Origin of the sequence: Pseudomonas sp. HMSC076A11 (assembly GCF_001810205.1) — a bacterium.
GTDB classification, from domain to species: domain Bacteria; phylum Pseudomonadota; class Gammaproteobacteria; order Pseudomonadales; family Pseudomonadaceae; genus Pseudomonas; species Pseudomonas aeruginosa.
Window position 1 is genome coordinate 11,302 of record NZ_KV800297.1, and the last position, 13,705, is coordinate 25,006.

The window sequence follows — 13,705 nt, forward strand, 5'->3', positions numbered from 1 at the left end:
GGCGAGCCGGTCCAGTTCGTCGCGCGCCGGTGCCTCGGCGCTGTATCGGGTCTTCATACGCTGCTTCTCCATGAGCTTGGCTGACAGGACGGCAGACTCCCGCGGCGGCGCCAGGTTCGACCCGCGCGACGATGGACTCAGCGTTTCCGCACGCGCGCCATGCAGCGCTGGTAGCGTTCGTCGACGCGCTTGGCGAACCAGGCGGTGGTCAGCTTGCGGGTGATCTTCGGGCTCTCCAGGGCGATCCCCGGCAGCACGGCGCGGGGCAATGTCTTGCCGGTGGCGCTTTCGGCCAGGGCGAAGACCTTGCGGTACAGCGCGCTGTCGGCGAACTCCGGGCTGTCGCCCTGCTCCAGCGCCCGGCGGATCGCCGCGTCGCTCATGTCCAGGCGCTTGCCGAGGCTGCGCACGGCCAGTTCGGTGGAGCCCGGCGTGCGCGTGCCGTAGCGGATCAGATCGCCATCCAGCGCCAGCGGAATCCCCGAGACGCGACTCACCGCGCTCTGGAACGCGGCGTTGCGACTGGCATACCAGCCGGCGTTGAAGTCGGCGAAGCGGTACAGCGGCGCCGGGTAGTCCGCCGGATAGCCAAGCAGGTGGGCGATGCCGAAATACATGCCGCCGCGCCGGCTGAACACCTCGCGGCGGATGCTGCCGTCCAGCGGATAGGGATAGCCGTCCGCGTGCTGCTCGGCGAAAGCGATGCTGACCTGCATCGGCCCGCCGGTGTGTACCGGGTTGAAGCCGCCGAACAGCTTGCCGCCCATGGGCACGATGGCGATGAAATCGTCGAATGTCTCGCTCAGTTCCTTCTCCGTGCGCGCCGCGGCCAGGCGCTGGCTGTAGGTGCGGCCATCGGGCGACTTGATATTCAGCGCCGAGCTGACCAGGAACGCCGGCACGTGCAGCTTGCCGGCACGACGCTCGACCTCGCGGGTGGCGATCCTGCCCAGGCCGGCCACCGGCGGGTCGACCTGGTAGGTGGACTCCTGCTCGGTCACCGCCAGCACCGCACAGAGATTCTCGTCGCTGGGGTAGATCTGCTGGGCGGAAAAGGCCGCGTAGATATCGCTGGCCCACCCTTGGCGATCGCGCACCGTGGCCGGCATCAGGCGGACGATCTTCGCCCGTACTTCGTCGGGGTTGGGCGGCGGCGGCTCCGCCGACCGCGAACTGCACCCGGCCAGCGCCAGGAGCATGAGCAACCCCGTTACGCCGCGACCCTGGCGTACTGCTTTCATCTGCGATTCCCTGTTCCGTTGCGAAGTGGGCGGCCAATGGCGACCGCCGAAGCCAGGGCATTCTAGCCGAGCATCCGGCGGCTTCCGTACCGTCCGTCACGCACGGTCGCGGTTCACAGCGCTGCGTCGGTGCGCTGCCGCTTGACCCGACGCCAGGTCGAGGGCGAGGCGCCGGCCAGCCGGAGAAAGATCCGCGAGAAATGCGGCTGGTCGGAAAAGCCGCAGGCGACGCCGATCTGCGAAAGCGGTTCGTCGCTGCCCAGCATCAGCTCCTTGGCCCGGTCGACGCGCATGCGCATCAGCCATTCGTGGGGCGAAACACCGGTGCTGCACTTGAAGGCCTTGGTGAAATAGCTGCGCGAGAGCCCGCACTCCTCGGCCAGGCGCGCCACCGACACGCCCTCGGCCAGATGCCCGGCGATCAGCTCCTTGGCCCTGCGCAATTGCCAGGGCGCCAGGCCCTTGCCGGTGCAGACCGGGACCTGGGTCGAAGCGAAGCGATCCTGAACGTGGGTCAACAGCGCCAGCATGACCTGCTCGATGAACAGTTCGTTGCGCTCGCCCGCCCTGGCGAAGCTGGGCAGCAGCGCCAGCGCCAGGTGATAGACCACCGGATCGTCGACACCGATGATCCGCTCCGGCTCGGCGGACGCGCGTTGCCCTTCTTCGTAGAGAAACTCCTTTATCGAAGCGCGCGGCAACATGAAGCGGACATTGTCGTAAGTTGTCCGGTGCTGGCACTTTATTTCATCGCCAAGATAGGCGATGGAGATACTTTTCCGTGGATGTCCGCCATCGAAGACCAGTTTGTTTCCATTCCAGAGACGATGGGAATTGAAATCGCGCAACTGCACGATGACGGAAAACGAATCGGCACAAGGAATATGGATCACCTTGTCCGGATCGGGAGTCGCCTCACTATTGCGAATCAAGGCGTACCCTTCTCCCCTTATGATGTTCCCTGGCGTGGATTGGTCGCCCTTTGTTCTGTCTATGGCAACAGTCATGACTCCCCCTGATTCCATGCGCCTGATGATCTCGTGACACTTTTCTCTCGACGCGAAAAACGACGCACGAAAGCTCCCCCAGAGATTAATCCGAGGGAGCCGTTCCGGGGAAATCTAACCGACGAAGATAACTACCAGATTACTGCGCTGTTACTCGATGATATAACGCTCAACCCTTTTCCTTTTCCGACGGGCCAGCGGCCTGGTCGAGGCGATGCCGACCCGGTAGTTGCCCCAGCACATGGCCGACCGAACCCGCCTTGTCGCAGGCCGAGGCGAACGCGCAACCGCCGAGCAATTGCTTGCCGACCGGGATGACCTGCTCGCCGAGCAGGATGCCGAGCAACCCCACCAGCGCCACCAGCGGCGGAGCCGGCGAACGCACCTGCAGCAGGCTGTAGACGATCCCCACCAACAGTCCGGCGCCCAGCGACAATACGTAGAGCTTCATCTTCGTTCTCCTTCGCGGCCGTGCCGCCCGGCGGACCGGAGCGGCACGGCCGGCATTCACTTGGCCGGATTCGGGCCGATGCGTTCGCCGTGGGTCACCCGCTCGGGCGCCTTGTGCACCATGGTGTAGGCGTAGTCCACGCCCATGCCGTAGGCCCCGGAATGCTCCTTGGCGATGGCCATCACGGCGTCGTAGGTATCCCGGCGGGCCCAGTCGCGCTGCCACTCCAGCAGGACCTGCTGCCAGGTCACCGGTACCACGCCGGCCTGGACCATGCGGTCCATGGCGTACTTGTGGGCGTCGCTGGAGGTGCCGCCCGAGGCATCGGCCACCATGTAGATCTCGTAGCCGCCCTCGAGCATGGCGCAGAGGGCGAAGGTGGTGTTGCAGACCTCGGTCCACAGCCCGGCGACCACGACCTTCTTGCGGCCCGCGGCGGCCAGCGAGTCGCGCACGTTCTGGTCGTCCCAGGAGTTCATCGAGGTGCGTTCGAGGATCTTCTGTTCGGGGAACACCGCCAGCAGCTCCGGATAGGTCGGGCCGGAGAAGCTGTCGGTTTCCACCGTGGTGATGGTGACCGGGATGTCGAATACCTTCGCCGCCTTGGCCAGGCCCACTACGTTGTTCTTCAGCGTCTGGCGATCGATGGACTGTACGCCGAATGCCATCTGTGGCTGCTGGTCGATGAAGATGATCTGGCTGTTCTGCGGAGTTAGAACTTCGAGATAGTGGCTCATGATTGTTTCCTGACAACGAACGATGAATTCCAGCTGTTGCGCACAACAGCACGCGGGCCAACAGATAATTTCCCGTGGCCGGCCAGACTATGAAGCATGAATATTGGAAAAAACAAACTTTTCGAGAAAATAAATCACTGAACTTCGGCCCTGGATAAATTTGAACGGCGATATTCAAAATATTCGACACATCCATACAAAAAGCGCACACAGAGACAATAAAAGAAGGATTACCAGCTAGCAGAATCGACAGTCCGCCCTATAAGAAAAAGCCCCCATGAAGTTCAGGACATGTCTCGCGCCTTACTTGCTATCGACCACCAGCAAGTTGCGCTTGCAGGAGGATGCGTCATTCGGGAAAACCGCTCTTTCGTCCCGTACGTTTTCCGCCGCACCTATCCTGTCCGGTGGCCTCTCTCGCCGCCGCCCTCGCTGACCGATTCCGCCCCGCTGCCAGGAGCACGCCATGAGCCACGATCCGCCGAGCAAGGACCGCCGCCATTTCCTCACTACCAGTTCGGTGCTGGGCGCCGCCGGAGTCCTGTGGTCCGCCCTGCCCTTCGCCAACGCCGCCAGCCTTTCTCCCGCAAGCAACCCAGGAGGTTCCATGACCGCCGACCTGATCCTGCACAACGGCCGTTTCCACACCGTGGACCGCGACAACCCCACCGCCACCGCCGTGGCGATCAAGGACGGCAAGTTCCTTGCCGTCGGCAACGACGCCGAGGCGATGCTCCATCGCGGCAGCGCCACCCAGGTGATCGACCTGCAGAAGCGCACCGTGATCCCCGGTCTCAACGACTCGCACCTGCACCTGATCCGCGGTGGCCTCAACTACAACCTGGAGCTGCGCTGGGAAGGCGTGCCCTCCCTGGCCGACGCCTTGCGCATGCTCAAGAACCAGGCCGAACGCACGCCCAGCCCCCAGTGGGTGCGGGTGGTCGGCGGCTGGAACGAGTTCCAGTTCGCCGAGAAGCGCATGCCGACCCTGGAGGAATTGAACAAGGCCGCGCCGGACACCCCGGTGTTCGTCCTCCACCTGTACGATCGCGCCCTGCTCAACCGCGCCGCCCTGCGCGTGGTCGGCTACACCAAGGACACGCCCAACCCGCCCGGCGGCGAGATCGTCCGCGACAGCAGCGGCGAACCCACCGGCATGCTGATCGCCCGGCCCAACGCGATGATTCTCTACGCCACCCTGGCCAAGGGACCGAAGCTGCCGCTGGAATACCAGGTCAACTCCACCCGCCAGTTCATGCGCGAACTCAACCGCCTCGGCCTGACCAGCGCGATCGACGCCGGCGGCGGCTTCCAGAACTACCCGGACGACTACCAGGTGATTCGCGAACTGGCCGACCAGGGCCAGCTCACCGTACGCATCGCCTACAACCTGTTCACCCAGAAACCGAAGGAAGAACTCGCCGACTTCAAGAACTGGACCGGCAGCGTCAAGTACGGCCAGGGCAGCGATTTCTTCCGCCATAACGGCGCCGGCGAGATGCTGGTGTTCTCCGCCGCCGACTTCGAGGACTTCCTCGAACCGCGCCCGGACCTGCCGCAGACCATGGAGCAGGAGCTGGAGCCGGTGGTCCGCCACCTGGTGGAGCAGCGCTGGCCGTTCCGCCTGCACGCCACCTACGACGAATCGATCTCGCGGATGCTCGACGTGTTCGAGAAGGTCGACCGCGACATTCCGTTCAACGGCCTGCCCTGGTTCTTCGACCACGCCGAGACCATCACCCCGCGCAACATCGAGCGGGTGCGGGCACTCGGCGGCGGCATCGCGATCCAGGACCGCATGGCCTTCCAGGGCGAGTACTTCGTCGACCGCTACGGTGCCAAGGCCGCCGAGGCCACGCCGCCGATCCAGCGCATGCTCGCCGAGGGCGTGCCGGTGGGTGCCGGCACCGACGCCACCCGGGTCTCCAGCTACAACCCCTGGACCTCGCTGTACTGGCTGGTCAGCGGCCGCACCGTCGGCGGCATGGCCCTGTATCCGCAGGGCCTGCCGCGGGAAACCGCATTGCAGCTGTTCACCCACGGCAGCGCCTGGTTCTCCAGCGAGCAGGGCAAGAAAGGACAGATCAAGGTTGGCCAGCTCGCCGACCTGGCGGCGCTGTCGGCGGACTTCTTCGGCGTCGAGGAAGAGGCCATCAAGTGGATCGAGTCGGTGCTCACGGTGGTCGACGGCAAGGTCGTCTATGCCGCCGCCGAGTTCGACAAGCTCGGTCCGCCGGCGCCGCCGGTGCTGCCGGACTGGTCGCCGGTGGCCAAGGTACCCGGCCACTGGCGGCAAGGCGCGCCGCTGACCGCCCAGGTCCACCAGTGCGTCGGTGCCTGCGCGGTACACGCCCACGAGCACAACCGCGCGCGCCACTCCAACGTACCGGTGAGCGACTTCCAGGGTTTCTGGGGCGCATTCGGCTGTTCCTGCTTCGCTTTCTGACGTACCCGGGCGGGCCCTTCGCGGCCCGCCTCGCCCGGAGTTTTCCCGATGATCCGCGTTCGACCGGTCGGCCGCCTGGCCCTTTTCCTGGCGCTGGGCGGCACCTCGCCGTGCCACGCCGCGACAGAGGAAGCCAAGGCACCCGACTACCTGGAGTGGCGCCTGCTCAACCGCAACTACTTCCTCTACAACGACTATCGCCGCGCGGACGCCGGGCGCGGCTACCGCAAGGAATGGGCACACGGCCTGATCGCCGACCTGGAGTCGGCCTATACTCCCGGCCGCGTCGGTTTCGGCCTCGATCTCCACGGCTTCGCCGGCTTCAAGCTCGACGGCGGACGTGGCCATGCCGGCACCGGCCTGTTGCCGCTGGACTCATCCGGCGATAACGCCAGCGAGTATTCCGACGCCGGCGCCGCACTCAAGCTGCGGCTCGGCGAGAGCCTGCTCAAGGTCGGCGAAATGACCGTCGAGACCCCGGTCTTCGATACCAGCGACAAGCGCCTGCAACCCCAGTACGCCAGGGGCTTCTTCCTGCAGAGCGACGACCTCGACCGCGTGCGGATCCAGGCCGGGCGCTTCACCGCCTTCAAGGAACAGGCCTCCAGCTCCGGCCATGGCGACTTCGACGGCTACGGCGCGAGCACCGCCGGCAGCGCCATCGGCTTCGCCGGCGCCAGCCTGGCGGCCAGCGACAACCTGAGCGGCTCGCTGTTCGCCGCGCAACTGGACAACGTCTGGCGCCAGGTCTATCTCAACATGAACCTGCAACGTGCCGCGTTCAGCCTGGATGGCAACCTCTATCGCACGCGCGACCAGGGCCGCAGCCGGGCCGGCGCGATCGACACCCTGGCCTACAGCCTGCAACTGAAGTACCGCGTCGGCGCGCAGGGTTTCTCCCTGGCCTACCAGCGTGTCCATGGGGATACGCCGTTCGACTTCGTCGGAGGTGACTCCATCTACCTCGCCAACTCGATCAAGTACGCCGATTTCAACGGTCCCGGCGAACGCTCCTGGCAGGCCCGCTACGACCTCGACCTGGCCCCGTTCGGCCTGCCGGGGCTGAGCTTCATGGCGCGTTACGTCAGCGGCCGCGCCATCGACGGCAGCCATGCGCCGGCCGGCGGCGCCTACAACCCGCTGGGCGCCGATGGCCGCTACCGGCCCTTGCAGGGCAGCGGCGGCAAGCACTGGGAGCGCGACCTCGACCTGCGCTACCTGTTCGCCTCGGGCCCGTTCAAGGACCTCTCGCTGAACGTCTCGCACCTCAGCCACCGGGCCAACGCGGCCCAGGCCGGCGACGACATCGACCGCCTCTACCTGATCGTCGAATACCCACTCAAAGGCTCGCTCTGACCATGACCGCACCCGCCGCCTCACCCTGGAGTCCCCTGCGCCAAGCCACCTTCCGCTGGCTATGGCTGGCCAGCATCGCCTCGAACATCGGCACCTGGATGCACGAGGTGGGCGCCGGCTGGCTGATGACCTCGCTCTCCGCCAGCCCGCTGAACGTGGCCCTGGTGCAGGTCGCCGGATCGCTGCCGATGTTCTTCCTGGCCCTGCCGGCCGGCGCCCTCGCCGATATCGTCGACAAGCGCCGCTACCTGCTCGGCGTGCAATTGTGGATGGCCTTGGTGGCCACCCTGCTGGCCAGCCTCACCCTGCTCCAGTTGACCAGCGTCTGGCTGCTGCTCGGCCTGACCCTGTGCATGGGCATCGGCACCGCGCTGATGATGCCGGCCTGGAGCGCCACCACTCCGGAACTGGTGGGCAAGGACGAACTGCCGGCGGCGGTGGCGCTGTCCAGTGTCGGGGTCAACCTGGCGCGGGCGGTCGGACCGGCCATCGCCGGGGTGCTGGTGAGCCTGGTCGGCCCCTGGCTGACCTTCGCCCTCAACGCCCTCTCCTTCTTCGCGGTGATCGCCGTGCTGCTGGCCTGGAAACGCGAGGCCGTGCCCTCGGTGCTGCCGGCGGAACGCCTGTTCGGCGCCCTGCGCGCCGGCTGGCGCTACAGCCGCAGCTCGAGGCCACTGCAATCGGTGCTGGTGCGCGCGGTGGCGTTCTTCCTCGGCGCCAGCGCCGGCATGTCGCTGCTGCCGCTGATCGTGCGCGGCGAACTGCATGGCAACGCCATGGACTTCGGCCTGCTGCTGGGCAGCGTCGGCGTCGGCGCGGTGCTCGGCGCCGCGTTCCTGCCGCGCCTGCGCGAACGCCTCGGCAGCGACCGCCTGGTGCTGCTCTCCAGCGTGCTCTACGCACTGGTGCTGGTGGCCCTGGCGCTGCTGCGCAACCTCTATTTGCTGGTGCCGGTGATGCTGCTCAGCGGCGCGGCATGGATCGCCGTGCTCTCCAGCCTGCAGGTCGCCGCGCAGACCTCCGTGCCGGCCTGGGTCCGCGCCCGCGCGCTGGCGGTCTACATCCTGGTGTTCTTCGGCAGCATGGCCGCCGGCGGCGCCCTGTGGGGTCTGGTCGCCAGCCACCTGTCGATCACCTTCGCCCTGCTCTGCGCCAGCGCCGCGCTGCTGCTCGGCCTGTTCGCGTCGCTGCGCTGCCGGCTGCCGGTCACCGAGGCCGAGGACCTCGCGCCGTCGCTGCACTGGCCGGCACCACTGGTCGACGAAGAGGTGGACCAGGAACGCGGCCCGGTGATGGTCACCCTTGAGTACGACATCGACCCGCAGGACGCCGCGGCATTCCAGGCGGCGATGGTCGAGGTGCGCGCCATGCGTCGGCGCAACGGCGCGGTGTCCTGGGGGCTGGTCCAGGACAGCGGCAACCGTCGCCTGTGGCTGGAGTTCTTCATCGACGAATCCTGGCTGGAACACCTGCGCCACCACCAGCGGGTGACCCGCGGCGAGTTGCGGGTCGAGGCCGCCGCCCGGCGCTTCCAGAGCGCCGGCGTGGAGGTGCGCATCCGCCATTACCTGCACGGCGCGGCCAGGCCTTGAGCCTCCCGGGCGACGGTCGTCGCCTGCCCCTGGCGGATCCGCCCACGGCTGTTATCCTGCTCGCCGATGGCGCCACAAGGACGGTGGCCGGTAGCGATGCCGCGCACCCGCGGCGCCGCGAACGCAACCCACAGGGAAGTCCACCCATGTCCTACGACTACGAGAAAACCAGCCTCACCCTCTACCGGGCGGTATTCAAGGCCAACTACGACGGCGACGTCGGTCGCTACCTGCGTCCCGACCAGGAACTCGCCGAGGCTGCGGAAGTCGCCCCGCTGCTGCATCCGACCTTCGACAGCCCCAACACCCCTGGCGTCCCCGCCCGCGCGCCGGACATCGTCGCCGGCCGCGACGGCCTCTACGCCCCGGACACCGGCGGCACCTCGGTGTTCGACCGCGCCGGCGTGCTGCGCCGCGCCGACGGCGACTTCGTGATACCCGACGGCACCGACATCCCGCCGGACCTTAAGGTGAAACAGGACAGCTACAACAAGCGCCTGCAAGCCACCCACTACACCATCATGCCGGCCAAGCCGATGTACCGGGAGGTCCTCATGGGCCAACTGGACAACTTCGTGCGCAACGCCATCCGCCGCCAATGGGAAAAAGCCCGCGGGCTCTAGGAGTGAACCATGAACCTGAAACCCCAGACCCTGATGGTGGCGATCCAGTGCGTCGCCGCGCGCACCCGCGAACTCGACGCGCAGTTGCAGAACGACGACCCGCAGAACGCCGCTGAACTCGAACAGTTGCTGGTCGGCTACGACCTCGCCGCCGACGACCTGAAGAACGCCTACGAGCAAGCCCTGGGCCAATACAGCGGCCTGCCGCCCTATGACCGGCTGATCGAAGACCCGGTGTCCTGACGGCCCGTGGGCGGGCCGTCGTTGGCCCGCCCGCTCCAGCGCGCGCAGAGAAACGACAGATGGTCTTCGGCTGGCACGGCGACACCATCACCCGCGACACCGCAGTGTGCCGCGACTAGCGCAACGCCCAGGACGTACGGCGCTTCCTCGTCGTGCTGCGCGGCGCCGACTTCCGCTTCGATCGTGCCTTCATGGCCTGGATTGGCGACGGCGCGGCAAAATCCCTGGGTGAGGTGGCGGACGAACGGCGGCGGCGCCACGCCGACACCAGCCCCTCCGCCTGAGCGAGCGCTCAGGCGCGGAAATGGCTCGGCGGCTGGCCGCTCCAGCGCTGGAAGGCATGGCGCAGGCTGGCGGTCTCGCTGAAGCCGAGTTCCTCGGCGATCCGGTAGATCGGCATGTCGCCGCTCTGCAACAACTCCTTGGCGCGGGCGAAGCGCAACTCGTCGAGCAATTGCTGGTAGCTGGTGCGCTGCTGCTGAAGGTGCCGGCGCAGGCTGCGCGACGAACAGTTAAGGCGCCGCGCCAGTTCCTCCAGGCCCGGCGGGTCCTGCAGGCGCTCGGCGAGGATCGCCCGGACCTTGTCCAGCCAGGCGCGGCGCGCGGCCAGGTCGATGTTCTGCCGCCGGCACTGTTCCAGCATCTCCCGGTGGGTCACCGGGTCGGCCAGCGGCAACGGGCGCTCCAGCCATTCGGCGGCGAAGCCGATGGCGCTGCGCTCGCGTTCGAAGTGCAACTCGCAGGCGAAACCCTCGGCGTAGGCCCGCGCCATCGCCTCGTCGCCGGCATAGTCGAAGGCCGCTTCCAGCAAGGGCAGCGGCTGGCCGAGCAGGTCGGCGCAGGTGACCTTCAGCGAGCCCAGGCAAAGCTCGGTGTTGAATGGCCGCAGCGCCTCGTCCTCGCCGTAGCCGGTGGCCACCAGCCAGGCGCGGCCGTCGGCGACTTCCAGCGACAGGTGGAAGTAGGTGCCGAGCAAGACCGGATAGCTGAGGCCGATGCGCAGCGCCTCGCCGAGGGTCGGCGCGGAGAGCAGCGCGTAGCCGAGCAGGCCGTAGGCGGAAATCCGCGTGCGCAGCCCCAGGCGCAGGCCGAGGGCCGGCTCGTCGCTGAGCCGGCAGGCGTTGGCGAACACCTGCTGCTCCTGCCAGGGGCTGATCAGGCGCCGCAGGTCGAGCAGGTCGGCGGGGGTGATGCCACTGCCTTCGAGCAGTTGCTCGCGGGCGAACCCTTCCTTCTCCAGCAGCGAGAGAGTGAGGGTCGACATGTGCAGCGAGTTGAGCCAGGTGGCGCGGGAGAAGGTCGAATCGATCATGGCGTGCCCATCGTTACCGGTGGCGCGCCGCGCTGTTACCGCGCGGACGGGATACACAGGGTAGGCAAGTTGCGTGCCGCCGCGCCTGTCGCCGGTCCCGCAGGCAGTTGGCTCAACCGCGCGAGAGGAAGCGCATACCCTCCTCCAGGCCGCTCAGGGTCAACGGATACATCTGTTCCTTGACCAGTTCGCGGACCAGGCCGGTGGACGCCGTGTAGTTCCAGGTGTCCTTCGGATAGGGGTTGATCCAGATGAGCTTCTTGTACTTCTCCATGAAGCGCTGCATCCAGACGTAACCGGCTTCCTCGTTCCAGTGCTCGACGCTGCCGCCGGCCTGGGTGATTTCGTAGGGCGCCATCGCCGCGTCGCCGACGAACACCACCTTGTAGTCCGGACCGTACTTGTGCAGCAGGTCGAAGGTGGCGGTGCGTTCACTGCTGCGGCGCAGGTTGTTCTTCCACACCGACTCGTAGATGAAGTTGTGGAAGTAGAAATACTCCAGGTGCTTGAACTCGGTCTTGCAGGCCGAGAACAGCTCCTCGCAGACCTTGACATGGGCGTCCATCGAGCCGCCGATGTCCAGCAGCAGCAACAGCTTCACCGTGTTGCGCCGCTCCGGGCGCATCTGGATGTTGAGCAGCCCGGCGTCCTTCGCGGTGTGGTCGATGGTGCCGTCGATGTCCAGCTCCTCCGCCGCGCCCTCGCGGGCGAACTTGCGCAGGCGCCGCAGGGCGATCTTGATGTTGCGCGTACCCAGTTCGACCTGGTCGTCGAGGTTCTTGTATTCGCGCTGGTCCCAGACCTTGGCCGCCTTGCCCTGGCGCTTGCCGGCGTCGCCGACACGGATGCCCTCCGGGTTGAAACCGCCGGAGCCGAACGGACTGGTACCGCCGGTACCGATCCACTTGTTACCGCCGGCATGGCGCTCCTTCTGTTCCTCGAGGCGTTTCTTGAACTCCTCGATCAGCTTGTCCAGGCCGCCGAGGGACTGGATCTGCGCCTTTTCCTCGTCGGTCAGCAGGCGCTCGAACTCCTTGCGCAGCCATTCCTCGGGGATCAGCGCCTTGAGGTGGTCGTCGAGCTTCTCCAGGCCCTTGAAGTAGGCGCCGAAGGCCCGGTCGAACTTGTCGAAGTGGCGCTCGTCCTTGACCATGATGGTGCGCGCCAGGTAGTAGAACTCGTCCATGTCGGCGAACACCACGCGGTGCTTCAGGGCATCGATCAGGTCGAGCAGCTCGCGCACCGACACCGGCACCTTGGCTGCGCGCATTTCGTTGAACAGGTTGAGCAGCATGGCTGCGACCTCGTCTGTTGTCCGTTGATCCCGGCGCGCGAGCGCCGGTCAGTATTGGTGTTCCTGCGGCAGGTCGTCGGCGATGACGTACCAGTCGGCTTTCGAACCCACGTAGATGTGCCGCTGCGCTACCGATGGCAGCGGCGAGTCGAGGGTGCCGAGGGCGATAGAGGTGTACGTCGGGTCCTCGTTGCCACCAAGCCACTGCAGGTTCGATCCGCAGTGGCGGCAGAAGGTACGGGTGACGCCTGGCGACGAGTGGTATTCGGCCACCGCGTCCGCTCCGGCGACATAGCGGAACGCCTCGCGGCGCACCTTGCCGTAGGTGGCGAACGCCGCGCCGTGGGCCTTGCGGCACTGGCTGCAATGACAATGACTGGCCGACTCGATGGGCGCGTCGATTTCATAGCTTACCGCGCCGCACAGGCAACTTCCGCTGAGCATGGGATGTTCCTCCGCTGTCTGGCGTGCCGCCCCGCAGCCCTTTCCCCGGAAAGGGCCGACGCACTCAGCGGCTGGCGCGGCGGCTCATGAACGCCAGGCGCTCGAGAAGCTGCACGTCCTGCTCGTTCTTCACCAGGGCGCCGGCCAGCGGCGGGATCGCCTTGGTCGGATCGCGCTCGCGCAGCACCGCTTCGCCGATCTCGTCGGCCATCAGCAGTTTCAGCCAGTCGACCAACTCGGAAGTCGAAGGTTTCTTTTTCAGGCCGGGCACCTTGCGCACGTCGAAGAAGATGTCCAGCGCCTCGCTGACCAGCGACTGCTTGATGTTCGGGTAGTGCACGTCGACGATCTTCTGCAACGTCTCGCGGTCGGGGAAGGCGATGTAGTGGAAGAAGCAGCGGCGCAGGAAGGCGTCGGGCAGTTCCTTCTCGTTGTTCGAGGTGATGATGATGATCGGGCGCTGCTTCGCCTTGATGGTTTCGTTGGTCTCGTAGACGTAGAACTCCATCTTGTCGAGTTCCTGCAACAGGTCGTTGGGGAACTCGATGTCGGCCTTGTCGATCTCGTCGATCAGCAGGATCACCCGCTCCTCGGCCTCGAAGGCCTCCCAGAGCTTGCCCTTCTTGATGTAGTTGCGCACGTCGTGGACCTTGTCCACGCCCAGCTGCGAATCGCGCAGGCGGCTTACCGCATCGTACTCGTAGAGGCCCTGGTGGGCCTTGGTGGTGGACTTGATGTGCCAGGTGATCAGCTTGGCGCCGAAGGACTCGGCCAGCTGCTCGGCGAGCATGGTCTTGCCGGTGCCCGGTTCGCCCTTCACCAGCAGCGGCCGCTGCAGGGTGATGGCGGCGTTGACCGCGAGCTTGAGGTCGTCGGTGGCGACGTAGGACTGGGTGCCTTCGAACTTCATCAGGAAATCCTCGAACGGTAACGCCCTGGCTGGAAAACCGGGCAGTTCA

General features: G+C 66.4%; 13 protein-coding genes and 1 pseudogene. 6 read left to right on the forward strand and 8 right to left on the reverse strand.

What is annotated here, in order from left to right; genetic code table 11:
- Nucleotides 1–137 precede the first annotated feature (137 nt).
- The 4 genes from HMPREF2716_RS12045 to HMPREF2716_RS12060 form a co-directional block, all read right to left on the reverse strand.
- Entirely contained in the window at nucleotides 138–1,241 is a 1,104-nt protein-coding gene (locus tag HMPREF2716_RS12045) for a DUF1615 domain-containing protein (RefSeq protein WP_003119474.1), read from the reverse strand.
- Nucleotides 1,242–1,354: 113 nt separating this feature from the next.
- Complete coding sequence (locus tag HMPREF2716_RS12050; RefSeq protein WP_003119473.1) at nucleotides 1,355–2,248, reverse strand: helix-turn-helix domain-containing protein; 894 nt, start codon at nucleotides 2,246–2,248, stop codon at nucleotides 1,355–1,357.
- Between the two features lie 169 nt (nucleotides 2,249–2,417).
- Entirely contained in the window at nucleotides 2,418–2,699 is a 282-nt protein-coding gene (locus HMPREF2716_RS12055) for a XapX domain-containing protein (RefSeq protein ID WP_003101509.1), read from the reverse strand.
- 56 nt (nucleotides 2,700–2,755) lie between these two features.
- Complete coding sequence (locus HMPREF2716_RS12060; protein ID WP_003090561.1) at nucleotides 2,756–3,436, reverse strand: hydrolase; 681 nt, start codon at nucleotides 3,434–3,436, stop codon at nucleotides 2,756–2,758.
- A 607-nt stretch (nucleotides 3,437–4,043) separates the two neighbouring features.
- Here HMPREF2716_RS12060 and HMPREF2716_RS12065 point away from each other — a divergent pair.
- The 6 genes and pseudogenes from HMPREF2716_RS12065 to HMPREF2716_RS29825 form a co-directional block, all read left to right on the forward strand.
- Entirely contained in the window at nucleotides 4,044–5,882 is a 1,839-nt protein-coding gene (locus HMPREF2716_RS12065; protein WP_003101513.1) for an amidohydrolase, read from the forward strand.
- 48 nt (nucleotides 5,883–5,930) lie between these two features.
- The gene (locus HMPREF2716_RS12070; RefSeq protein ID WP_003160477.1) at nucleotides 5,931–7,238 is read left to right on the forward strand and encodes an OprD family porin; all 1,308 of its coding nucleotides are present in this window, start codon (nucleotides 5,931–5,933) and stop codon (nucleotides 7,236–7,238) included.
- A gap of 2 nt (nucleotides 7,239–7,240) precedes the next feature.
- Nucleotides 7,241–8,830 (forward strand): MFS transporter, encoded by a 1,590-nt coding sequence (locus HMPREF2716_RS12075; protein ID WP_003101515.1) that lies wholly within the window; start codon nucleotides 7,241–7,243, stop codon nucleotides 8,828–8,830.
- 146 nt (nucleotides 8,831–8,976) lie between these two features.
- A complete protein-coding gene (tse2, locus tag HMPREF2716_RS12080; RefSeq protein ID WP_003090565.1) occupies nucleotides 8,977–9,453 on the forward strand; it encodes a type VI secretion system effector Tse2 in 477 nt (158 codons plus the stop codon).
- Between the two features lie 9 nt (nucleotides 9,454–9,462).
- On the forward strand, nucleotides 9,463–9,696 hold the full coding sequence (tsi2, locus tag HMPREF2716_RS12085) for a type IV secretion system immunity protein Tsi2 (protein ID WP_003090566.1): 234 nt from the start codon (nucleotides 9,463–9,465) through the stop codon (nucleotides 9,694–9,696).
- A gap of 131 nt (nucleotides 9,697–9,827) precedes the next feature.
- Nucleotides 9,828–9,980, forward strand: a pseudogene (locus tag HMPREF2716_RS29825) (DUF6434 domain-containing protein); the annotation flags it as partial.
- 8 nt (nucleotides 9,981–9,988) lie between these two features.
- Here the strand turns inward: HMPREF2716_RS29825 and HMPREF2716_RS12095 are convergent.
- From HMPREF2716_RS12095 to HMPREF2716_RS12110, 4 genes are all read right to left on the reverse strand, one after another.
- On the reverse strand, nucleotides 9,989–11,008 hold the full coding sequence (locus HMPREF2716_RS12095; RefSeq protein ID WP_003101519.1) for an AraC family transcriptional regulator: 1,020 nt from the start codon (nucleotides 11,006–11,008) through the stop codon (nucleotides 9,989–9,991).
- Between the two features lie 112 nt (nucleotides 11,009–11,120).
- Nucleotides 11,121–12,302 carry a vWA domain-containing protein gene (locus HMPREF2716_RS12100; protein WP_003101527.1) on the reverse strand — a complete coding sequence of 394 codons (1,182 nt, stop codon included), beginning with the start codon at nucleotides 12,300–12,302 and terminating at the stop codon, nucleotides 11,121–11,123.
- Between the two features lie 48 nt (nucleotides 12,303–12,350).
- On the reverse strand, nucleotides 12,351–12,746 hold the full coding sequence (locus HMPREF2716_RS12105) for a GFA family protein (protein ID WP_003101529.1): 396 nt from the start codon (nucleotides 12,744–12,746) through the stop codon (nucleotides 12,351–12,353).
- Nucleotides 12,747–12,810: 64 nt separating this feature from the next.
- Nucleotides 12,811–13,656, reverse strand: coding sequence for an AAA family ATPase (locus HMPREF2716_RS12110; protein ID WP_003090571.1), 846 nt, complete (start codon nucleotides 13,654–13,656; stop codon nucleotides 12,811–12,813).
- Between the last annotated feature and the right edge of the window lie 49 nt (nucleotides 13,657–13,705).